The sequence below is a fragment of the Ramlibacter sp. Leaf400 genome (assembly GCF_001424545.1).
Lineage (GTDB): Bacteria > Pseudomonadota > Gammaproteobacteria > Burkholderiales > Burkholderiaceae_C > Ramlibacter.
This window is the reverse complement of the sequence record NZ_LMQL01000013.1, coordinates 123754-144509: the sequence shown is the minus strand read 5'-3', so window position 1 is coordinate 144509 and position 20756 is coordinate 123754. Positions and strand designations below refer to the sequence as shown.

General features: G+C 70.8%; 21 protein-coding genes. 18 read left to right on the top strand and 3 right to left on the bottom strand.

Annotated features, from left to right (window positions below; all coding sequences use genetic code 11):
- Positions 1-1254: a heme biosynthesis protein HemY gene (locus ASG30_RS19220; protein ID WP_055900659.1), complete on the top strand. Its 1254-nt coding sequence runs from the start codon at positions 1-3 to the stop codon at positions 1252-1254.
- A 182-nt stretch (positions 1255-1436) separates the two neighbouring features.
- On the opposite strand, the gene ASG30_RS19215 is transcribed toward ASG30_RS19220, so the two are convergent.
- Positions 1437-4709, bottom strand: a complete 3273-nt coding sequence (locus ASG30_RS19215; protein WP_055900657.1) for an Rne/Rng family ribonuclease — start codon at positions 4707-4709, stop codon at positions 1437-1439.
- Positions 4710-5223: 514 nt separating this feature from the next.
- Here ASG30_RS19215 and ASG30_RS19210 point away from each other — a divergent pair.
- From ASG30_RS19210 to ASG30_RS19195, 4 genes are read left to right on the top strand one after another with little or no spacing between them, the layout of a single operon-like run.
- The gene (locus ASG30_RS19210; RefSeq protein WP_082522203.1) at positions 5224-6225 is read left to right on the top strand and encodes an RluA family pseudouridine synthase; all 1002 of its coding nucleotides are present in this window, start codon (positions 5224-5226) and stop codon (positions 6223-6225) included.
- Positions 6203-6865 carry an HAD family hydrolase gene (locus ASG30_RS19205; protein WP_055900653.1) on the top strand — a complete coding sequence of 221 codons (663 nt, stop codon included), beginning with the start codon at positions 6203-6205 and terminating at the stop codon, positions 6863-6865. The genes ASG30_RS19210 and ASG30_RS19205 overlap by 23 nt, the downstream gene beginning before the upstream one ends.
- A gap of 5 nt (positions 6866-6870) precedes the next feature.
- The gene (locus tag ASG30_RS19200; protein WP_055900650.1) at positions 6871-7233 is read left to right on the top strand and encodes a Rieske (2Fe-2S) protein; all 363 of its coding nucleotides are present in this window, start codon (positions 6871-6873) and stop codon (positions 7231-7233) included.
- 7 nt (positions 7234-7240) lie between these two features.
- Positions 7241-8227: a S49 family peptidase gene (locus ASG30_RS19195; protein ID WP_055900646.1), complete on the top strand. Its 987-nt coding sequence runs from the start codon at positions 7241-7243 to the stop codon at positions 8225-8227.
- Here ASG30_RS19195 and ASG30_RS19190 read toward each other — a convergent pair.
- Positions 8224-8985, bottom strand: a complete 762-nt coding sequence (locus ASG30_RS19190) for an SAM-dependent methyltransferase (RefSeq protein ID WP_055900643.1) — start codon at positions 8983-8985, stop codon at positions 8224-8226. The two genes, ASG30_RS19195 and ASG30_RS19190, sit on opposite strands and share 4 nt — an antisense overlap.
- Positions 8985-9572, bottom strand: a complete 588-nt coding sequence (locus tag ASG30_RS19185) for a Maf family protein (protein WP_055901167.1) — start codon at positions 9570-9572, stop codon at positions 8985-8987. Before ASG30_RS19185 ends, ASG30_RS19190 begins: the two co-directional genes overlap by 1 nt.
- An 18-nt stretch (positions 9573-9590) precedes the next feature.
- Between ASG30_RS19185 and ASG30_RS19180 the strand changes: the two genes are divergently transcribed.
- The 13 genes from ASG30_RS19180 to ASG30_RS19120 all read left to right on the top strand — a co-directional run bounded on the left by ASG30_RS19180 (position 9591) and on the right by ASG30_RS19120 (position 20412).
- On the top strand, positions 9591-10133 hold the full coding sequence (locus ASG30_RS19180; protein ID WP_055901164.1) for a YceD family protein: 543 nt from the start codon (positions 9591-9593) through the stop codon (positions 10131-10133).
- 159 nt (positions 10134-10292) lie between these two features.
- Positions 10293-10475, top strand: a complete 183-nt coding sequence (rpmF, locus tag ASG30_RS19175) for a 50S ribosomal protein L32 (RefSeq protein WP_027101192.1) — start codon at positions 10293-10295, stop codon at positions 10473-10475.
- 132 nt (positions 10476-10607) lie between these two features.
- Positions 10608-11657: a phosphate acyltransferase PlsX gene (plsX, locus tag ASG30_RS19170; protein WP_055900640.1), complete on the top strand. Its 1050-nt coding sequence runs from the start codon at positions 10608-10610 to the stop codon at positions 11655-11657.
- Complete coding sequence (locus ASG30_RS19165) at positions 11654-12631, top strand: beta-ketoacyl-ACP synthase III (RefSeq protein ID WP_055900636.1); 978 nt, start codon at positions 11654-11656, stop codon at positions 12629-12631. Before plsX ends, ASG30_RS19165 begins: the two co-directional genes overlap by 4 nt.
- A 55-nt stretch (positions 12632-12686) precedes the next feature.
- On the top strand, positions 12687-13637 hold the full coding sequence (gene fabD / locus ASG30_RS19160; RefSeq protein ID WP_055900634.1) for an ACP S-malonyltransferase: 951 nt from the start codon (positions 12687-12689) through the stop codon (positions 13635-13637).
- A gap of 55 nt (positions 13638-13692) precedes the next feature.
- Positions 13693-14439, top strand: a complete 747-nt coding sequence (gene fabG, locus ASG30_RS19155) for a 3-oxoacyl-ACP reductase FabG (protein WP_055900631.1) — start codon at positions 13693-13695, stop codon at positions 14437-14439.
- A gap of 92 nt (positions 14440-14531) precedes the next feature.
- Positions 14532-14771, top strand: a complete 240-nt coding sequence (gene acpP / locus ASG30_RS19150) for an acyl carrier protein (protein ID WP_055900628.1) — start codon at positions 14532-14534, stop codon at positions 14769-14771.
- Between the two features lie 7 nt (positions 14772-14778).
- The gene (fabF, locus tag ASG30_RS19145) at positions 14779-16023 is read left to right on the top strand and encodes a beta-ketoacyl-ACP synthase II (RefSeq protein WP_055900626.1); all 1245 of its coding nucleotides are present in this window, start codon (positions 14779-14781) and stop codon (positions 16021-16023) included.
- 30 nt (positions 16024-16053) lie between these two features.
- Positions 16054-16515, top strand: coding sequence for a hypothetical protein (locus tag ASG30_RS19140; protein WP_156385624.1), 462 nt, complete (start codon positions 16054-16056; stop codon positions 16513-16515).
- Positions 16512-17147: an RNA polymerase sigma factor RpoE gene (gene rpoE, locus ASG30_RS19135; protein WP_055900619.1), complete on the top strand. Its 636-nt coding sequence runs from the start codon at positions 16512-16514 to the stop codon at positions 17145-17147. The genes ASG30_RS19140 and rpoE overlap by 4 nt, the downstream gene beginning before the upstream one ends.
- Positions 17148-17175: 28 nt before the next feature.
- A complete protein-coding gene (locus ASG30_RS19130; protein ID WP_235579843.1) occupies positions 17176-17790 on the top strand; it encodes a sigma-E factor negative regulatory protein in 615 nt (204 codons plus the stop codon).
- A gap of 2 nt (positions 17791-17792) precedes the next feature.
- Positions 17793-18815: a MucB/RseB C-terminal domain-containing protein gene (locus ASG30_RS19125; protein ID WP_055900613.1), complete on the top strand. Its 1023-nt coding sequence runs from the start codon at positions 17793-17795 to the stop codon at positions 18813-18815.
- Between the two features lie 103 nt (positions 18816-18918).
- A complete protein-coding gene (locus ASG30_RS19120; protein WP_055900610.1) occupies positions 18919-20412 on the top strand; it encodes a DegQ family serine endoprotease in 1494 nt (497 codons plus the stop codon).
- Positions 20413-20756: the final 344 nt, after the last annotated feature.

The following is a 20756-nucleotide window of genomic DNA, read 5'->3' as shown; positions in this document are numbered from 1 at the left end:
ATGCGCGCCGCCCTCTGGCTCCTGGCCCTGTTCGGCATCGCCGTCGCCGGCGCGCTGTTCGCGGGCAACAACCAGGGCACGGTCACGCTGTTCTGGCCGCCGTACCGCATCGACCTGTCGCTCAACCTGGTGCTGCTGCTGCTGCTGGCGGCGTTCTTCTTCCTGTACGCCGCGCTGCGCGCGCTGTCGGCGCTCTTCGACCTGCCGCGGCAGGCGTTGCGCTGGCGCACGCAGCAGAAGGAGCGCGGCATGCACGCGTACCTTCTGGACTCGCTGTCGCACCTGCTGGCCGGCCGCTTCATCCGCGCGCGCAAGTCGGCCGAGTCGGCGCTGACGCAGGAGGCTTCGCTCAGCGCGAGCGGGGCCGCGCCCGGCAACGCGGCGCAGGTGCGCACGCTGGCCCACCTGCTGGCGGCCGAGAGTTCGCAGGCGCTGCAGGACCGCGGCGCGCGCGAGGATCACCTGCAGAAGGCGCTGGAGCAGGCTGGCTTGCGCGAGGGCCTGGAGACGCGCGAGGGCGCGCTGATGCGGGCCGCGCGCTGGTCGCTGGAAGACCGCGAGCCGCAGTCGGCCATCAACTGGCTGATGGACCTGCCCAGCGGCGCCGGCCGCCGCACGCTGGCCCTTCGCATGAAGCTCAAGGCGGCCCGGCTGGCGGGCCACACCCGCGAGGCGCTGGAGACCGCGCGGCTGCTGGCCAAGCACCGGGCGTTCTCCGAGGCGGCGGCCGCGAGCCTGGTGCGCGGCCTGGCGGTCGACCTGCTCAACGGCGCGCACGATCCCGCGCAGCTCAAGCGCGCGTGGGCCGAGCTGGAGCCGACCGAGCGCCACATGCCGGAGCTGGCGATCCACGCCGCCCAGCGGCTGATCCGCCTGGGCGGCGAGTCGCACCTGGCGCGCGACTGGCTGCTGCCGGTGTGGGAGCGCCAGCACCAGCTGCCCGATTCGCTCAAGGTCAAGCTGGTGTGCGCGCTGGAGGAAGGGCTGGACACGATCGACGGCGCCTGGCTGGCGCGCATCGAGGCCGCCCAGCGCGCCAACCCGCGCGACGCCACGCTGCAGTACCTGGCGGGCATGGCGTGCATGAAGCGCCAGCTGTGGGGCAAGGCCCAGCAGCTGCTGCGGCAGGCCGTGCTGGCGCTGCAGGACGCCCAGCTGCACCGCAACGCGTCGCGGGCGCTGGCGCAGCTGGCGGAGGAGCGCGGGGACGAGGAAGCGGCGGCCGCGGCCTGGAAGCAGGCGGCGCAGGATTAGGCGCTGACCCCGTCGTCCCCGCGGAGGCGGGGACCCAGCGCAGCGCGCCGACGGGGCGAATTGAAGGCGGAAGCTCTGGATTCCCGCCTTCGCGGGAATGACGGGTTGGGGCGCTGGAGGCGGGGTCCGCGCGGCCACCAGAAACAGGAAGGGGAGCCGAAGCTCCCCTTTCTTTTTCTGCGTTACTGCAGCGGCGCCTGAGGCGGCTGCTGCTGCTCGAACGGCAGCTTCATGTCGCGCAGGTCGCGACGGGTTTCCACCAGCACCAGCGGGCCTTCGTCGATCACCACGGCCGGTGGGCGCTCGCGCGGCACGCGGATCGGCTTGGGCTCGGCGGCGATGGCGGCCTGCACGGCGGCGATCTTGTCGGCGTCGGAGTTCACCCACTGCAGGCCGGAGCCGGCTGCGACTTCCGCCAGCTGGTCCACGGGCAGCTCGAACTGCTGCACCTTGGGCAGCCCGGACGGGGCGGCCGGTGCAGGGGATGCAGCGCTGGGCCGCGCAGCGACCGGCGCGGCCACGGGTGCGGCGACCGGTGCGGCGACCGGTGCGGCGACCGGTGCCGGTTGCGGCTCGAACGCGGGCGGGGTCGCCTGGGCGGCGACCTGCCCGGACTCGTCGGAGACGAAGCCGGTGGCGTACCGCGGGCGGCGCTCGGCCGATTCGTCCGCGGTGCCGGTGCCGGCGCCGGGGACGGCGTCCTGCGCGGGAGCGGCTTCGGCGCCGGCATCCTCGCGGCCACCGCGCGCGGCTTCGGCCCCGCCTTCCTCGCGGCCACCGCGCTCGCGGCGGTCACGGCCGTAGCGGTCGCGCGAGCGGCGCGGATCGCGGCGGCCTTCGCCGTTCATCGCGTCGCCGACGGCTTCGCCCTGCTCGGTCGTGCCCAGCACCTGGCTGGCATCGGGCTGGCCTTCCACGACGGCGCCTTCGGTGACCGTCTGGGGTGCGCCTTCTCGCGGGCGGCGCTCGCCGCGGCGGCCTTCGCCGCGCTCGCCACGCTCACCGCGTTCACCACCACGCTCGCCACGGGGCGGGCGATCGCCACGCGGCTGCTGCTCGCCGCCGCCCAGGAGGGCATCGGCTTCCTGGCCGACACGCGGCTCCTCGCCACGCGCGGCGGACCGTTCGCCACGCGGCTCGCGGGCCTCGCGCGGTTCGCGTTCGGCGCGCGGTTCGCGGGGTTCACGCGGCTCGCGCATCTCGCGGGGTTCGCGCATCTCGCGCATCTCGCGCGGCTCGCGGGCCTCACGGCCTTCGCGCGGCTCACGCGCTTCACGGGGCTCGCGGCCCTCGCGCAGTTCGCGCGCCTCACGAGGCTCGCGGGCTTCACGCTGTTCGCGGGGCTCGCGCGGTTCGCGGCTGTCGCGGCCTTCGCCACGCTCACCACGGGGCTGGCGCTCGCGACGCGGCTCTTCACCGCGACCTTCTGCGCCACGACCCTCGGCACCGCGGCCTTCGACACGGCCTTCACCGGCGCGCGCCGGCTGGCCCTGCACGCCTTCACCGGCGGCGGCGCGATCGCGGTCACGTCCACGGCCATCGCCACGGCCTTCGCCGCGTCCGCGGTCACGGCCGCGGCCGCCACGGCGGCTGTCGCCGCGCTCGCCACGTTCACCGCGTTCACCGCGGGCTTCGCGCTTTTCCTCGGTCTTGGCGGTGCCGGCCGTCGCGGCCGCGGGGGCGGGCGCCACCGGCGGGGGCGCGCTGAACAGGCTGCGGAACCACGCGAAGAAGCTCGGCTCCGCGGCCGGGGCGGGGGCCGGCGTCGGGGCGGCGGGCGCGGGGGCCGGCGCGGCGGCCTGCGGCGCGGGCTCGGCCACACGCTCGGGGCGCACCGGTGCGATGGGCGCCGGCGCATCGGGCAGCACGCCCTTGATCAGCGGCTCCTGGCGGTTGGCGCGCTCCTGCGAGCGGCGCGTGACCTCGGTCTTCTCCTCGATCTCCTCGGCCATGTGGTAGCTGGCCTTGAGGTTGTCCAGGCGCGGGTCGTCGTGCTTGAGGCGCTCCAGCTTGTAGTGCGGCGTGTCCAGGCCCTTGTTGGGGACCAGCAGCACGTTCAGGCGCTGCTTGAGCTCGATCTTGGTGATCTCGGTGCGCTTCTCGTTGAGCAGGAAGGACGCGACTTCCACCGGCACCTGCACGTGGACAGCGGCCGTGCTGTCCTTCATCGACTCTTCCTGGATGATGCGCAGGATCTGCAGCGCCGAGCTCTCTGTGTCGCGGATGTGGCCGTGGCCGCCGCAGCGCGGGCAGGGGATGGAGGCGCCTTCGGACAGGGCCGGGCGCAGGCGCTGGCGGCTCATCTCCATCAGGCCGAACTTGCTGATGGTGCCGAACTGCACGCGGGCGCGGTCCTGCCGCAGCGCATCGCGCAGGCGGTTCTCGACTTCACGGCGGTTCCTGGATTCCTCCATGTCGATGAAGTCGATGACGATCAGGCCGCCCAGGTCGCGCAGGCGCATCTGGCGCGCCACCTCGTCGGCGGCTTCCAGGTTGGTGCGGGTGGCCGTCTCCTCGATGTCGCCGCCCTTGATGGCGCGCGCCGAGTTGACGTCGATGGAGACCAGCGCCTCGGTGTGGTCGATCACGATCACGCCGCCGGAGGGCAGCTTGACCTCGCGGGCGTAGGCCGACTCGATCTGGTGCTCGATCTGGAAGCGCGAGAACAGCGGGGCGTCGTCGCGGTAGCGCTTCACCCGGGCGGCATGCTCGGGCATCACGTGCGACATGAACTGGTGCGCCTGGTCGTAGATCTCGTCCGTGTCGATCAGGATGTCGCCGATGTCGTTGTTGAAGTAGTCGCGGATGCAGCGGATGACCAGCGACGATTCCTGGTAGATCAGAAAGGCGCCCTTGCCGCCCTTGGCCGCGCCGTCGATGGCGTTCCACAGCTTGAGCAGGTAGTTCAGGTCCCACTGCAGCTCGGGGGCGCTGCGGCCGATGCCGGCGGTGCGCGCGATGATGGACATGCCGTTGGGGTACTCCAACTGGTCCATGTTCTCCTTGAGCTCGGCCCGGTCCTCGCCCTCGATGCGGCGCGACACGCCGCCGCCGCGCGGGTTGTTGGGCATCAGGACCACGTAGCGGCCCGCCAGCGAGATGAAGGTGGTGAGGGCCGCGCCCTTGTTGCCGCGCTCTTCCTTCTCGACCTGGACCAGCAGCTCCTGGCCTTCCTTGATCACCTCGTTGATGCGCGCCTGCGAGGGCGACACGCCGGGGGCGAAGTAGGTCTTGGAGATCTCCTTGAACGGCAGGAAGCCGTGGCGGTCCTCGCCGTAGTCGACGAAGCAGGCCTCCAGGCTGGGCTCGACGCGCGTGACGACGGCCTTGTAGATGTTGCCCTTGCGCTGCTCGCGCCCTTCGATCTCGATTTCGTAGTCGAGGAGCTTCTGCCCGTCGACGATGGCCAGCCGGCGCTCTTCGGCCTGCGTGGCGTTGATCAGCATACGCTTCATTGCGTCACCTTCTTGTTCTCTCACACGTTCGACCCGCAAGCGGGTCCACGATGTCGTGGCAGCAGACGCGAGCGAAACGGGAACGGAAGGCGGCGCGGGGGCGCTTGCTGACGGCCGGTGGCCTAGATCAGCAGTCGCAAGGGCGGCGCGTGGAGGAGGGCGAGGCGGGGGCCGGGGCGCAGGGCAGCAGGCAATGCAGCCTGCGCCGCGCGCGGCGAATGCCGGGGCGGGCCGAAGCCGGCGGTCGGGGGCATCAGCCACCGCCAGCAGGCCAGGAGAAGCGCCATCAGCACAGGAGACTCTCGCTTGTCCGCCGCCAGCACGTGCGCTGGCGGCTTGTATTCCGGTTCGGGGTTTCGATTCGCGTCGGCGGCTTCGGCGCCTTGGCCGGCGATTGCGTCCGTGCGGGCCCGCAATCTACAACCAAGGTCGACGTCGGCATCGACCTGCCAGCGTCACCGGTGCAGTGGCGGACTAAACTCCAGCCAAATCAAACACTTACGGCGAAACGCTAGTGAAACGGATTATAGGGGCCACGGCGCCCCCCGCGAAAGCCGGAGTGAAAAGCGTGCTGGTCGACGAAGGCTCGGCCGGCCAGCGGCTCGACAATTTCCTGCTGCGCGAGCTCAAGGGCGTTCCCAAGACGCACGTCTACCGGATCATCCGCAGCGGCGAGGTGCGCGTGAACAAGGGGCGCGCGGCGGCCGACACGCGGGTGGAGGTCGGCGACGTGGTCCGGGTGCCCCCGGTGCGGCTGCCCGAGCGCGTGGAGGACCCGGCGGCGCGGCCGGCACCCGCGCGCGAGTTCCCCATCCTGCTGGAAGACGACCACCTGCTGGCCGTCGACAAGCCCGCCGGCGTGGCGGTGCACGGCGGCAGCGGCGTGAGCTTCGGCGTCATCGAGCAGCTGCGCCAGGCGCGGCCGCAAGCCAGGTTCCTGGAGCTGGTCCACCGGCTGGACCGCGAGACTTCGGGCGTGCTGCTGGTGGCCAAGCGGCGCTCGGCGCTCACGGGGCTGCAGGAGCAGTTCCGCGGCCGCGAGACCGGCAAGACCTACCTCGCGCTCGTCAATGGCGCCTGGCCGGTGCAGAAGAAGGTGATCGACCTGCCGCTGCACAAGTACCTGCTGGGCGGCGACGACGCGTCCGCCGGCGAGCGCCGCGTGAAGGTGGTGGGCAAGGACGACCCCGACGGCATGCGCTCCATCACTCTCGTGAAGGTGGCGCGCCGGCTGGGCGCGTTCACCCTGCTGGAGGTGACGATCAAGACCGGCCGCACGCACCAGATCCGCGTGCACCTGGCTTCGCAGGGCCACCCGATCGCGGGCGACGACAAGTACGGCGACTTCGAGCTGAACAAGGCGCTGCAGCGGCAAGGCTTGAAGCGCATGTTCCTGCACGCCTGGCGATTACAGTTCCGCCATCCCGCCACCACCGAGCCGGTCGCCCTGGAGGCACCCCTGCCCGCCGACCTGCGCCAATTCGCCGAACGCCATGCCCAGCCCACGACGGTTTGACCTGATCGCCTTCGATTGGGACGGCACGTTGTACGACTCCACCAAGGTGATCGTGCGCTGCATCCAGCGCGCCGTGGTGGACGTGGGCGGCGCGATGCCGACCGACCGCGCCGCCGCCTTCGTGATCGGCATGAGCCTGGCGCAGGCGCTGGCCCGCGCCGCGCCCGACGTGCCGCCCGAGAAGTACCCCGCGCTGGGCGAGCGCTACCGGCACCACTACTACCAGCACAAGGACGACCTGAGCCTGTTCGACGGCGTGCTGCCGTTGCTGCACGAGCTGCGCGAGCGCCAGCACCGGCTCGCGGTGGCCACCGGCAAGTCGCGCCGCGGGCTGGACGAGGTGCTGGCCAGCGAGGAACTGCACGGCGTGTTCGACGGCTCGCGCACGTCCGACGAGACCGCCGGCAAGCCGCACCCGCTCATGCTGGAGGAGCTGATGCGCGAGTTCGCCATCGAGCCGGGACGCACGCTGATGATCGGCGACACCACGCACGACCTGGAGATGGCGCGCAACGCCGGCTGCGCGAGCGTGGGCGTGAGCTACGGCGCGCACGAGCCCGCCGAATTCCATGCGCTGGGCCCGCTGCACATCGCGCATTCGGTGCGCGACCTGCACGACTGGCTGCTGGCCAACGCCTGATCGCCATGGAGCACCAGCCGCTGTGCAACAGCAGGGACCTGGTCGACGGAGGCCTCGCCGTGCCATTCGACGTGGTCTACGCCGGCCAGACCTGCCGCGCCTTCGCCGTGCGCTGGAAAGGGGCCGTCCACGCCTACCTGAACCGCTGCGCCCACGTTGCGATGGAGATGGACGCGCAGCCCGACCGGATCTTCGACGACAGCGGCCAGTGGCTGCTGTGTTCCACCCACGGCGCCGTCTACCGGCCCGACACCGGCGCCTGCGGCGGCGGCCCCTGCCGCGGCGGGCTGGTGCGCATCGCGCTGAGTGAGCGGGACGGCGTGGTGCACTGGCATACTGACTGGAACCTGCAACCCGTCCCCTTCTGACCCCCACATGACCGACCCGCTGACTCCCGTGACACCCGAACCCGTGCCGCCTTCCGCGTCCGGCCTCAAGCCCGGCTGGGAGCGCGAGACCATGGAGCGGCTGGTGTTCGAGACCCTGAGGGAGCAGCGCACCGCCCGCCGCTGGCGCAACTTCACCCGGCTGGCCTGGCTGGTGTTCTTCATCTTCGTGATCTGGACGCTGGGCTGGCGCGGCGGCCCGAGCAAGGACAAGTCCCTGCCCCACACGGCCGTGGTGGAAGTCAAGGGCGAGATCTCATCGGACTCGGACGCCAGCGCCGAATTCATCGTCGCGGCCATGCGCGCGGCATTCGAGGATCCGGGCGCGCAGGGCATCGTGCTGCTGATCAACTCGCCTGGCGGCAGCCCGGTGCAGGCCGGCATCGTCAACGACGAATTGCGGCGCCTGAAGGCCAAGTACAACAAGCCGGTGTACGCGGTGGTCGAGGAGTCCTGCGCCTCGGCGGCCTACTACATCGCCGCCGCCGCCGACCGCATCTACGTGGACAAGGCCAGCATCGTGGGCAGCATCGGCGTGCTGATGGACGGCTTCGGCTTCACGGGTCTGATGGACAAGCTGGGCGTCGAGCGCCGCCTGATGACGGCGGGCGAGAACAAGGGCTTCCTCGACCCGTTCAGCCCGCAGACAGAGCGGCACCGCATCCACGCGCAGGCCATGCTGGACCAGATCCACAAGCAGTTCATCGACGTGGTGAAGACCGGCCGCGGCAAGCGGCTGAAGGACACGCCCGAGCTGTTCACCGGCCTGTTCTGGACCGGCCAGCAGGCGGTGGACATGGGCCTGGCCGACCAGATGGCCAACCTGGACTTCGTCGCGCGCGAAGTGATCAAGGCCGAGGAACTGGTCGACTACACCCGGCGCGAGAACGTGGCCGAGCGGCTGGCCAAGCGCTTTGGAGCCTCCATCGGCGAGGGCGCGATGCGCGCCATGCGCGCACTGCCGGCGCTGCGCTAGACCCCGACCAGGAAAACGGCCGGCGTGTCCGAAGGCGGACCGCCGGCTTGTTTTTTCCACTGGGCGATCGTGCGGCAGGCCACCTGCGCGTGAGGCAGCGTCAGGCCCGTCGCCATCGCCAGCCGCGTCTCGGGCCGCAGCGTCTCCAGCAGCGATTGCCAAAGCGCCGCGTTGCGGTAGGGCGTCTCGATGAAAAGCTGGGTCTGTCCGGTGCGCAGCGCCAGCGACTCCAGTTCGCGGATCCGCTGCGCGCGGGGGGCGGGCTGCTGCGGCAGGTAGCCGACGAAGGCGAAGTTCTGGCCGTTCAGGCCCGCGGCGGCCAGCGCCAGCAGCAGCGAGACCGGGCCCACCAGCGGGACCACCCGCAGCCCCAGCTCATGGGCGGCGCGCACCACGGACGAGCCCGGATCGGCGATCGCGGGCATGCCGGCTTCGCTCACCAGGCCCAGGTCGTGGCCTTCGAGCGCCGCGGCGAGCAGCGGCCGCGCGTCGAACCCGCCGGTGTGGTCGCCCTTCTTGTGCACTTCGCGCGGCAGCTCCCGCAGCGCGATCGACTGCAGGGGCTGTGCCAGCGGCTGGAGCTCGTTCACGCGCTTGAGGTAGGCGCGCGTGGACTTGGCGTTCTCGCAGATCCAGTGGGTCAGCCGCGCGGCCACCTGCAGCGTGGCGACCGGCATCACGTCCGAGAGCGGGGCCTGCTCCGCGCAGCCGAAGTCCAGCGGCGCGGGGACCAGGTACAGCGAGCCCGGCGCGGCCATCAGGCCACCTGCAGGCCGGCGGCGCGCAGCATCCGGCAGGTGCGGATCAGCGGCAGGCCGACCAGGGCCGTCGGGTCGTCGCTGTGGATCGCCTCCAGCAGCGCGATGCCCAGTCCTTCGCTCTTGGCGCTGCCGGCGCAGTCGTAGGGCTGCTCGGCGCGCAGGTAGCGCTCGATCTCCTGGTCGGACAGCCGCCGGAATTCGACGCGCACCGGGGCCAGGTCTTCCGAGGCGAACCCCGAGGCCTGGCAGACCACGGCCACGGCCGTCTGGAAGACCACGGTGCGTCCGCTCATGCGGCGCAGCTGCGCGGTGGCTCGGGCATGGTCGCCGGGCTTGCCCAGCGGCTCGCCGTCCAGGTCCGCCACCTGGTCGGAGCCGATCACCACCGCCTCGGGATGCCGCCGGGCCACCTCCTGCGCCTTGGCCAGGGCCAGCCGGCGCGCCAGGTCCACGGGCGCCTCGCCCGGCCGCGGGGTCTCGTCCACCTGCGGCGCGGCCGTTTCGAAGGGAAGGTTCAGGCGCTCCAGCAGCTCGCGGCGGTAGCGCGAGGTGGAGCCGAGGATGAGGGTTCGCACGGGGGCGATTCTCTTACACTGCCCCGGATGAAAAGGCAGTTCAACGCGCAGCGGCTCGACGTCCAGGCGTTCGCCGAGGACGCGGCCCAGCTGTCCGGCCAGGCGGAGTTGCGCGGCTTCGCGCGCCTGTCCGAGGAGGCCGGCGGACGCGGCGGCGAGCGCCCGGTGACGTGGAGCGCGCAGGGCGAGTTGCTCAACCCCCGGCACGTCCACCCCGAGGTCTGGCTGCACCTGAACGCCTCGACGGTGCTGCCGCTGACCTGCCAGCGCTGCCTGGAGCCGGTGGACATCCCGCTGGCGGTCGACCGCTCGTTCCGCTTCGTGGCCGACGAGCAGACCGCCGCCGCCCAGGACGACGAAGCCGAAGAAGACCTGCTGGCGCTCAGCCGCGCTTTCGACCTGCTGGACCTGGTGGAAGACGAGCTCCTGATGGAAGTGCCCGTGGTGCCGCGCCACGAAACCTGCCCGGCGCCGGTGCGCCTGTCGGCCGCCGATCCGGACTTCGAGGAGGCCGCTCCGGCGGAGAACCCCTTCGCCGCCCTGAAGGGCCTGAAGGTCGGCAAGGACTAGGGCGCGGGCGCTCGTATATAATGGCGGGCTTCGCGCCGGCAGCCGAGCTTTGCGGCCGGGCGCAAACCCTGTGTCCGACCTCCAGTCGGTGCCCACCCACCCGATCAACCGCGTCCCGCGACTTTCCGCAGGGCGCGACACCAAGTCCAGGAGCCCGGCATGGCCGTCCAGCAAAACAAGAAGTCGCCCTCCAAGCGGGGCATGCACCGTTCGCACAACGCGCTGACGGTGCCCGGCATCGCGGTGGAACCCACCACCGGCGAAACCCACCTGCGCCACCACATCAGCCCCACCGGCTTCTACCGTGGCCGCAAGGTGCTCAAGACCAAGAACGACGCCTGATCGTCTTCGCGGCAATGACCGCGCCAAGGAGGGGCCCGCCGCTGCCTGCGCAGCCCGGGCCTTTTTTCTGGCCGCCGCGACCGCTGTGCCGCGGCGCCCGGGCGCTTTGCCGGACGCTCTACATTTGACGACATGACGATCCTGGCCGTCGACTGCATGGGGGGCGACCACGGCCCGGCGGTGACCCTGCCGGCCTGCCGCCGCTTCCTGGACGAGCACCCCGAGGCCCGCCTGCTGCTGGTGGGCGGCGATGCGCTCAAGTCCTTCCACCACCCGCGTGCGACCCACGTGCCCGCCTCCGAGGTGGTGTCGATGGACGACGCCGTCGAGGTGGCGCTGCGCCGCAAGAAGGATTCGTCCATGCGCGTGGCGATCCAGCAGGTCAAGGAAGGCAAGGCCCAGGCGGCCGTGTCGGCCGGCAACACCGGCGCGCTGATGGCGCTGGCGCGCTACCTGCTCAAGACCGTGGACGGCATCGACCGCCCGGCCATCGCCTACCCGATGCCCAACGCCAAGGGCGGGGCCACGACCGTGCTGGACCTGGGCGCCAACGTCGATTGCACCGAGCAGCACCTGCTGCAGTTCGCCGTCATGGGCTCGGCCCTGGTCTCGGCCCTGAAGAACCAGGAGCAGCCCAGCGTGGGCCTGCTGAACATCGGCGAGGAGGTCATCAAGGGCAGCGAGGTCATCAAGCGCGCGGGCGAACTGCTGCGCTCGGCCGCCGCCGCCGGCGACCTCAACTTCCACGGCAACGTGGAAGGCAACGACATCTTCAAGGGCACCACCGACATCGTGGTGTGCGACGGCTTCGTGGGCAACGTGGCCCTGAAGACCAGCGAAGGCCTGGCCAGCATGATCGGCGGCTTCCTGCGCGAGGAGTTCTCGCGCAACCTGCTGACCCGACTGGCGGCCCTGATCGCGTACCCGGTGCTCGCGTCGTTCAAGAACCGCGTCGACTACCGCCGCTACAACGGCGCCGCCCTGCTGGGCCTGCGCGGCCTCGTGTTCAAGAGCCATGGCTCGGCCGACGCTTTTGCGTTCAGCCAGGCCCTGGCCCGGGCGTATGATGCGGCCCGAAACAACCTGCTCGATCGCGTCCAGGCCCGCATCGCCCACGCCCGGCCCCTCCTGGCCGGAGCCCCCACCGAACCGCAACCGATCGAGGCGATCGCTTCCGAATGAGCCGTTACTCGCGCATCACCGGCACCGGCAGTCATCTTCCGCCGCGCCGCGTGACCAACGCCGACCTCGCCGCCGAACTGGCGACCCAGGGCGTCGAAACCTCCGACGACTGGATCGTGGAACGCACCGGCATCCGGGCGCGCCACTTCGCCGCGGCGGACGTCACCACCAGCGATCTGGGCGCGCAGGCCGCACGCCACGCGATGGAGGCGGCCGGCTGCGGCCCCGCCGACATCGACCTGATCATCGTGGCCACCTCCACGCCGGACATGGTGTTCCCGTCGGCCGCCTGCATCCTGCAGAACAAGCTGGGCATCGCCGGCTGCCCCGCCTTCGACGTGCAGGCGGTGTGCAGCGGCTTCGTCTACGCGCTGACCGTGGCCGACGCCATGATCCGCACCGGCAGCGCCACGCGCGCGCTGGTGATCGGCTCCGAGGTGTTCTCCCGCATCCTCGACTTCAAGGACCGCACGACCTGCGTGCTGTTCGGCGACGGCGCCGGCGCCGTGGTGCTGGAAGCTTCGGAGACGCCGGGCATCCTGGCGACCGACCTGCATGCCGACGGCAAGCACGCGGGCATCCTGTGCGTGCCCGGCACGGTCGCCGGGGGCAAGGTGCTGGGCGATCCCTTCCTGAAGATGGACGGCCAGGCCGTGTTCAAGCTCGCCGTGGGCGTGCTGGAAGAGGCCGCGCGCACCACGCTGGCCAAGGCCGGCCGCACCGACGCCGACATCGACTGGCTGATCCCGCACCAGGCCAACATCCGCATCATGCAGGGCACGGCCAGGAAGCTGAAGCTGCCGATGGACAAGCTCGTCGTCACGGTGGACCAGCACGGCAACACCTCGGCCGCGTCCATCCCGCTGGCGCTCGACGCCGCGGTGCGGCAGGGCAAGGTCCGCAAGGGCGACACGCTGATGCTCGAAGGCGTCGGCGGCGGCTTCACCTGGGGCGCGGTGCTGGTGGACTTCTGATCCCGAGCGCACCCGCTGATCTCCATCCCGAAAAAACGACGGCAGGCACCTCAAGATGAAACCGTTCGCATTTGTCTTTCCCGGCCAAGGCTCGCAAGCCGTGGGCATGCTCGACGCCTGGGGCGACCACCCGGCCGTGCGTGAAGTGGTGGCGCAGGCCTCCGAAGCGCTGGGCGAGGACATCGGCCGCCTGATCAAGGAAGGCCCGAAGGAAGCGCTCTCGCTCACCACCAACACCCAGCCCGTGATGCTGGTGGCCGGCGTGGCCGCCTACCGGGCCTGGCTGGCCGAAGGGGGCGCGCAGCCCGCGGTGGTGGCCGGCCATTCTCTCGGCGAGTATTCCGCGCTGGTCGCGGCCGGCGCGCTGAGCCTGGCCGACGCCGCGCCGCTGGTGCGTTTCCGCGCCCAAGCCATGCAGGAAGCCGTGCCCGTGGGCGAAGGCGCCATGGCTGCCGTGCTGGGGCTCGACGCGCAGAAGGTGGTGGAAGGTTGCGCCGAGGCGCAGCGCTCGTTCGGCACCAACAGCATGGACGTCGTCGAGGCGGTGAACTTCAACGACCCGGCGCAAACCGTCATCGCCGGCAGCAAGGCCGCGGTCGACAAGGCCTGCGAAGTGCTCAAGGCCAAGGGCGCCAAGCGCGCGCTGCTGCTGCCCGTGTCGGCGCCGTTCCATTCCAGCCTGATGAAGCCCGCGGCCGACCGGCTGCGCGAGCGCCTGGCCCAGGTGGCCATCGCGGCGCCGAAGATCCCGGTCGTGAACAACATCGAGGCCAAGGTCGAGAGCGACCCCGACCGCATCCGCGGCGCGCTCTACGAGCAGGCGTTCGGCCCGGTGCGCTGGGTCGATGGCATCAAGGCCATCCAGGCGCGCGGCGCGCAGGTCGTGCTCGAGTGCGGCCCGGGCAAGGTGCTGCAGGGGCTGTGCAAGCGCATCGACCCGGCCCTCATTGCCGGCTCGGTGTACGACCCGGCCACGCTGGCCGAAGCCAAGGGACTGCTGGCATGAGCCGCCGGGCCGCTCCCAAGGCGAATACCGCAGCGCGCAGCGCGGAGGTTTTCGAATGAGCAACGAAGCCTTGAAGGGGCAGGTGGCCCTGGTGACCGGCGCCTCGCGCGGCATCGGCGCGGCCATCGCCCAGGAACTCGCGCAGCGCGGCTTCACCGTGATCGGCACCGCCACCACGGACGAGGGCGCGGGCAGGATCACGCAGGCGCTGCAGGCCCAGGGTGGCCGCGGCGTCCGCCTCGACGTCAACGACGGCGCCGCCGCCGAGGCCGTGGTGGACGGCATCGTCAAGCAGCAGGGCGGCCTGCAGGTGCTGGTGAACAACGCGGGCATCACCCGCGACATGCTCGCCATGCGCCTGAAGGACGAGGACTGGGACGCGGTCATCGACACCAACCTCAAGGCCGTGTTCCGGATGAGCCGGGCGGTGATGCGCACGATGATGAAGCAACGCTACGGCCGCATCGTCAGCATCACGTCGGTCGTCGGCGCCTCCGGCAATCCCGGGCAGGCCAACTACGCCGCCGCCAAGGCCGGCGTGGCCGGCATGACGCGGGCGCTGGCGCGCGAGCTCGGCAGTCGCGGCATCACCGTCAACTGCGTGGCGCCCGGTTTCATCGAAACGGACATGACGGCGGCCCTGCCGCAGGAGCAGCGCAAGGCGCTGCTCGGGCAGATCCCGCTCGGGCAGCTCGGCCAGCCGGCCGACATCGCCCATGCCGTGGCGTTCCTGGCGTCGCCGCAGGCCGGCTACGTCACCGGCCAGGAGCTGCACGTCAACGGCGGCATGCACATGGCATGACGCCCCCGCCTGCCGCCCGCCAGGCGTGCGGCGGCAGGAGAGGGCGCCAAGCTAAAATCGCGGATTCATTCACAACCCCCAGAGGGAACCCCATGAGCGATATCGAAGCACGTGTCAAAAAGATCATCGCCGAGCAACTCGGCGTGGAGGAGTCCCAGGTGACCAACGAGAAGGCCTTCGTGGCCGACCTCGGCGCCGACTCCCTTGACACGGTCGAGCTGGTGATGGCGCTGGAGGACGAGTTCGGCATCGAGATTCCGGACGAGGACGCCGAGAAGATCACCACCGTTCAGAACGCCATCGATTACGCCAACGCCAACCAGAAGGCCTGATACGACAATGAGCCGTCGTCGAGTCGTCGTCACCGGCCTGGGCTGCGTCAGCCCGGTGGGCAACACGGTCACCGAATCGTGGGCCAACCTGCTGGCGGGCAAGCCGGGCATCGACTTCATCACGCAGTTCGACGCGGCCAACTTCGCCTGCCGCTTCGCCGGTGAGGTCAAGGGCTTCGACATCACGCAGTACATCCCCGAGAAGGAAGCCCGGCACATGGACCGGTTCATCCATCTCGGGCTGGCGGCGGCCTGCCAGGCGGTGGCCGACAGCGGCCTGCCCAGCGGCGACGCGCTGCCGACCGAGCTGGCCGAACGCATCGGGGTCAACATCGGCGCCGGCATCGGCGGCCTGCCGATGATCGAGGAGACCCACACCGAACTCATGAATCGCGGCCCGCGCCGCGTCTCGCCGTTCTTCGTGCCCGCCTCCATCATCAACATGATCTCGGGGCACGTGTCGATCAAGTACGGCTTCAAGGGCCCGAACCTCGCCGTCGTGACGGCCTGCACCACCGGCCTGCACGCCATCGGCCTGTCGGCCCGCCTGATCGAGAGCGGCGACGCCGACGTGATGGTCTGCGGCGGCGCCGAGTCCTCGGTTTCGCCGCTGGGCATCGGCGGCTTCGCTTCCGCCCGTGCGCTGTCCACCCGCAACGACGATCCCAAGACGGCGTCCCGCCCCTGGGACAAGGACCGCGACGGCTTCGTGCTGGGCGAGGGCGGCGGCGTGATGGTGCTCGAGGAATACGAACACGCCAAGGCGCGCGGCGCCAGGATCTACGCCGAGGTGGCGGGCTTCGGCATGTCGGCCGACGCGTACCACATGACCGCGCCCGACATCGACGGTCCGCGACGGGCCATGGTGGGTGCGTTGCGCAATGCGGGCATCAACGCCGACCAGGTCGACTACCTCAATGCGCACGGCACGTCCACGCCGCTGGGCGACCTGAACGAGACCAACGCCATCAAGGCGGCCCTGGGCGAGCACGCCAGGAAGATGGTGGTCAGCTCGACCAAGTCGATGACCGGCCACCTGCTGGGCGGCGCCGGCGGCATCGAGTCGGTGTTCACCGTGCTGGCCGTGCACGAGCAGAAGGTGCCCCCCACCATCAACATCTTCAACCAGGACCCCGAGTGCGACCTGGACTACTGCGCCAACACCGCGCGGGACCTGAAGGTGGACGTGGCGGTGAAGAACAACTTCGGTTTCGGCGGCACCAACGGCACGCTGGTCTTCAAGCGGGTCTGACACGGCGCGATCCGCAGCCCCATCGCTCCCATGCACGGCGCCCCATCGGTGAGTTATCCGGTGGGGCGTTCGTCCTTGGTGGGGGCGCTCCTCCTGGCCACCTGGTCGCTGGGGCTGCTGGCCGGCCTGGCCTTCGCGGCCGGCGGTGCGTCCGCCGCGCGGGTGGGGGCGGCGCTGGCGGCCTGCCTCGCGGCCGGCGCGTGGGCTGCCGGGTGGTGGCGCGCGCAACCCGCCGGGCTGCTCGCCTGGGACGCGGCCGCCTGGTCGTGGTCGGCCGGCGGGCCGGCGGTGGAATCGGGCTCGGTGCAGGTGGTGCTGGACCTGCAATCGCTCCTGCTGTTGCGCTGGCGTTCGCCGGGGCGCACGCGCTGGCTGTGGGTCGAGCGGGCGCGGCTTCCCTCACGCTGGGACGCGCTGCGCCGTGCGGTATATTCCCGCGCCACCCACCCTGAGGCGCCGCCCCGGGCCGAACCGCCTTCGGCCACACCATGACCCAGACGCCGCCCGCCCCCGCGCCTGCTCCCGCCGACACCGACCAGATGCTGGTGGCGCGCGCCGTGGCCGGTGACCAGCGGGCCTTCGAACTGCTGGTACTGAAGTACCAACGCCGCATCGAGCGCCTGATCGGCCGCATGGTGCGCGACGTCGACCTGGTCGAGGACATCGCGCAGGAAACCTTCATCCGGGCCTACCGGGCCCTGGCCCAGTTCCGCGGCGAGGCGCAGTTCTACACGTGGCTGTACCGCATCGCCGTCAATACCGCCAAGAAGGCCCTGGTCGATCTCAAGCGCGACCCCCTGGTTTCCGAGAGTGCCCTGCGCGGCGGCGACGACGACGATGAAACTTCCTCGGTGGAGAACGAACTAACCAGCCCGGAAACGCCGGAGACGGTGCTGGCCGCCAAGGAGATCGCCGCCACGGTCAACTCGGCCATGGAGGCCCTGCCCGAGGAACTTCGCCAGGCGGTCACGCTGCGCGAGATCGAAGGGCTGAGCTACGAGGAGATCGCCGAGGCGATGAACTGCCCGATCGGCACCGTCCGCTCGCGCATCTTCCGCGCCCGCGAGGCGATTTCCGCGAAGGTCAAGCCGTTGCTGGAAAACCAGTCGGGCAAGCGCTGGTAGTCGCGAGGTGGTTGCGATGGACGACAGAATGGAACACAAGGAACTGATTTCGACGCTGGCCGACGGCCAGCTGCAGGGCGAGGCCTTCGCCCGGGCGATGGAGGCGTGCGCGGGGCGCGAGGCGCTCGCCACCTGGCACGCCTACCACCTCATCGGCGACGTGCTGCGCTCGGGAGAACTCGCGGGCGGGACCCCCGCCGACCGCTTCATCGGCAAGCTCTCGGCGCGGCTCGCGCAGGAGCAGGCCACGGTGCCCGCGCAGGCGGCCACGCTGCCGCCGATCGTGGTGCGCAAGGCCGCCGAGCCGGCGGCCAACGACGGCGCCTTCCGCTGGAAGATGGTGGCCGGCTTCGCCTCGGTCGCGGCCTTCGCGGCCGTCGGTTGGTCCATGCTGGGAACGGCTGGTTCGCCGGTCGGCCCGCAGCCCCCGCTCGCGGCGGTGCCGCAACTGGCCGTGGCGCCCCAGCCGCCGGCTTCGGCCGATCCGGGCGCCGTGCTCGCGCGCAGCGAGCCCGGCGTCATGATCCGCGATCCCAAGCTCGATGAGATGCTGGCGGCCCACCGTCAGTTCGGCGGCCCGTCGGCGCTCCAGATGCCGGCCGGCTTCCTGCGCAGCGCGACGTTCGAAGGCCCGGCGCGCTGACCATGCGGATCACCCTGCCGCAGCTGCGAGCCACCGCCTGCCTGCTGACGCTGTCCGCGCTGATGGGCGCGGCCGCGGCAGCCCAGCCGTCCAACGGCCCGGTGGGCTCGGTGGTCCCGGAGCGCAGCGTCGACGAGTGGCTCATGCGCATCCAGGACGCCTCGCGACTGCGCAGCTACATCGGCACCTTCGTCGTCTCCTCCAGCAGCGGGGCGCTGTCCAGCGCGCGCATCTGGCACTCGGGCGATCCGGCGCAGCAGATCGAGCGGGTCGAGGTGCTCACCGGCGCGCCGCGCTCGACCTTCCGCCGCAACGACGAGGTGCTGACCCACCTGCCGGAGCACCGCGTGGTGCGGGCCGAGAAGCGCGACTCGCTGGGCCCTTTCCCGCACCTGCTCAAGTCCACCGACACGTCGATCCCCGAGTACTACGCGGCCCGCCGTCTCGCCAACGACCGCGTGGCCGGCTTCGACGCCGACGTGGTCCAGCTCGCGCCCAAGGATGGGCTGCGGTTCGGCTACCGCGTGTGGAGCGAGAAGCGCTCGGGCCTGGTGATCAAGCTGCAGACGCTGGACGGCGAGGGCAAGGTGCTCGAGCAGGCGGCGTTCTCCGAACTCCAGCTCGACGCGCCCGTGCGCGCCGACAAGCTCGCCCAGATGATGCAGCCGCCGCAGGGCTGGCGCGTGGAGCGGTCCAACGCGGTGAAGACCGACCCCGCCTCCGAAGGCTGGGCGATGAAGACCGCCGTGGCCGGCTTCAAGCCGATGAGCTGCTACAAGCGCCCGGCCGGCTCGGGCGCGCCCGCCGAGGGCAGCATCCACTGGATCTTCTCGGATGGGCTGGCGGCCGTGTCGGTGTTCGTGGAGCCCTACGACCGGCAGCGGCACACGCAGGAAGGCCTGTTCGCCAGCGGCGCCACCCACACGCTCGCCCGCCGCGTCGAGGAATGGTGGCTGACGGTCGTCGGCGAAGTCCCCGCGCAGACGCTCAAGGCCTTCGCATACAACCTTGAGCGGCGACGCTGAGGCCCCATCTGATGGAACGCGCGACCGGCCGAGTTGAACCATCCGGCCGGTGGCGGTTCTGAGTCTGCAGTTCAGCAAACAGCTGTCGAAGGAAGAGGTTCCCATGTTCCGCACCGATTGGAAAACGCTCCGGGGCCACGCTCTGGCGGGCGTGCTGGCGGCCGCCGCCGGCGCCGCGCTGCTGCCCGCGGCCCCCGCGCTCGCTCAGTCCGCGCCGCAGCCGCGCACCGGCCTGCCCGACTTCGTCGACCTGGTCGAGCAGGTCGGCCCCGCGGTGGTGAACATCCGCACCATGGAGCGCGCGCGCAGCTCGGCCCAGGGCCCGCAGATGGACGAGGAGATGCAGGAGTTCTTCCGCCGCTTCTTCGGCCAGCCGATGCCGCCCAACGCGCCGCGCCAGGGCCCCGGCCCGCGCCAGGCGCCCGATGAGGAGCGCGAGCGCCCGCGCGGCGTGGGTTCCGGCTTCATCATCACGGCCGACGGGTTCGTGATGACCAACGCGCACGTGGTGGAAGGCGCCGAGGAGGTGCTGGTCACGCTGCCGGACAAGCGCGAGTTCAAGGCCAAGGTGGTCGGCACGCCCGACAAGCGCACCGACGTGGCCGTGATCAAGATCGACGCCACCGGCCTGCCCTTCGTGAAGATCGGCGACGTCAGCAAGCTCAAGGTGGGCGAGTGGGTGATGGCCATCGGTTCGCCGTTCGGCCTGGAGAACACCGTCACGGCCGGCATCGTCAGCGCCAAGGCGCGCGACACCGGCGACTACCTGCCGTTCATCCAGACCGACGTGGCGATCAACCCCGGCAATTCGGGCGGCCCGCTGATCAACCTGCGCGGCGAGGTGGTGGGCATCAACAGCCAGATCTACTCGCGCTCGGGCGGCTTCATGGGCATCTCGTTCGCGATCCCGATCGACGAGGCCATCCGCGTGGCCGACCAGCTGCGCGGCCCGACCGGGCGCGTCTCGCGCGGGCGCATCGGCGTGCAGATCGACCAGGTCACCAAGGACGTGGCCGAATCGATTGGACTGGGCAAGCCGCAGGGTGCGCTGGTGCGCAGCGTCGAGGCCGGCTCGCCCGCCGACAAGGCCGGCGTCGAGGCCGGGGACATCATCACGAAGTTCAACGGCCAGGCGATCGACAAGGCCACCGACCTGCCGCGCATGGTGGGCAACACCAAGCCGGGCACGCGCTCGACCATCACGGTGTTCCGCCGCGGCGGCTCGCGCGACCTGAACGTGCAGATCGCCGAGTTCGAGGCCGAGCGTCCGGTGCGCCGCGCGCAGGCGCCCGACGACAAGCCCAAGAACGGATCGCCGGCGGCGATGTCGCTGGGCCTGGGCGTGGCCGACCTGACCGACGCCCAGAAGAAGGAACTCAAGGTCAAGGGCGGCGTGCGGGTGGAAGCGGTCGCCGACAGCGCCGCGCGTGCAGGCGTGCGCGAAGGCGACGTGATCCTGCAGATCGGCAACGCCGAGATCGCCAACGTCAAGGAGTTCGAGGCGGCGGTCAACCGCGCGGACAAGACCAAGCCGATCCCGGTGCTGCTGCGCCGCGGCGAACTGGCCACCTACCTGCTGATCCGCCCGGCCCGCTGATCCGGTCTTCGAAAAGCCCCGAACCCTACGGGGGTTCGGGGCTTTCGTCCGACTGGGGGAGGCCTGGAAGCAACTCAGCAATTTTTTTCATCTTGGACAAGTGACCGGATGTTGGTGCTTGCTGACTTTCAGGGCGGAGGGCCGACCCCTCCAAATGGATAGAATCCAGCCCCGTCTGGACGGCTTTTCGGCATAACGAAGGCATCGAAGTCCACGATACGGGATGGCTCCCAGCCACCCACTGCTGATCCACAGATCGCCCACAAGTTGTCCTGCAAACCCCTCCCGCATTCTGTTGATATCCTGTGGATGAATTTCCCGTTGCTGGACCGCAACGAGCCCTT

Coding starts and splice junctions, on each gene's coding strand:
- ASG30_RS19220 (WP_055900659.1), top strand. CDS start 1: ATGCGCGCCGCCCTCTGGCTCCTGGCCCTGTTCGGCATCGCCGTCGCC.
- ASG30_RS19215 (WP_055900657.1), bottom strand. CDS start 4,709: ATGAAGCGTATGCTGATCAACGCCACGCAGGCCGAAGAGCGCCGGCTG.
- ASG30_RS19205 (WP_055900653.1), top strand. CDS start 6,203: ATGCCCAGCCCACGACGGTTTGACCTGATCGCCTTCGATTGGGACGGC.
- ASG30_RS19200 (WP_055900650.1), top strand. CDS start 6,871: ATGGAGCACCAGCCGCTGTGCAACAGCAGGGACCTGGTCGACGGAGGC.
- ASG30_RS19195 (WP_055900646.1), top strand. CDS start 7,241: ATGACCGACCCGCTGACTCCCGTGACACCCGAACCCGTGCCGCCTTCC.
- ASG30_RS19190 (WP_055900643.1), bottom strand. CDS start 8,985: ATGGCCGCGCCGGGCTCGCTGTACCTGGTCCCCGCGCCGCTGGACTTC.
- ASG30_RS19180 (WP_055901164.1), top strand. CDS start 9,591: ATGAAAAGGCAGTTCAACGCGCAGCGGCTCGACGTCCAGGCGTTCGCC.
- rpmF (WP_027101192.1), top strand. CDS start 10,293: ATGGCCGTCCAGCAAAACAAGAAGTCGCCCTCCAAGCGGGGCATGCAC.
- plsX (WP_055900640.1), top strand. CDS start 10,608: ATGACGATCCTGGCCGTCGACTGCATGGGGGGCGACCACGGCCCGGCG.
- ASG30_RS19165 (WP_055900636.1), top strand. CDS start 11,654: ATGAGCCGTTACTCGCGCATCACCGGCACCGGCAGTCATCTTCCGCCG.
- fabD (WP_055900634.1), top strand. CDS start 12,687: ATGAAACCGTTCGCATTTGTCTTTCCCGGCCAAGGCTCGCAAGCCGTG.
- fabG (WP_055900631.1), top strand. CDS start 13,693: ATGAGCAACGAAGCCTTGAAGGGGCAGGTGGCCCTGGTGACCGGCGCC.
- acpP (WP_055900628.1), top strand. CDS start 14,532: ATGAGCGATATCGAAGCACGTGTCAAAAAGATCATCGCCGAGCAACTC.
- fabF (WP_055900626.1), top strand. CDS start 14,779: ATGAGCCGTCGTCGAGTCGTCGTCACCGGCCTGGGCTGCGTCAGCCCG.
- ASG30_RS19140 (WP_156385624.1), top strand. CDS start 16,054: ATGCACGGCGCCCCATCGGTGAGTTATCCGGTGGGGCGTTCGTCCTTG.
- rpoE (WP_055900619.1), top strand. CDS start 16,512: ATGACCCAGACGCCGCCCGCCCCCGCGCCTGCTCCCGCCGACACCGAC.
- ASG30_RS19130 (WP_235579843.1), top strand. CDS start 17,176: ATGGAACACAAGGAACTGATTTCGACGCTGGCCGACGGCCAGCTGCAG.
- ASG30_RS19125 (WP_055900613.1), top strand. CDS start 17,793: ATGCGGATCACCCTGCCGCAGCTGCGAGCCACCGCCTGCCTGCTGACG.
- ASG30_RS19120 (WP_055900610.1), top strand. CDS start 18,919: ATGTTCCGCACCGATTGGAAAACGCTCCGGGGCCACGCTCTGGCGGGC.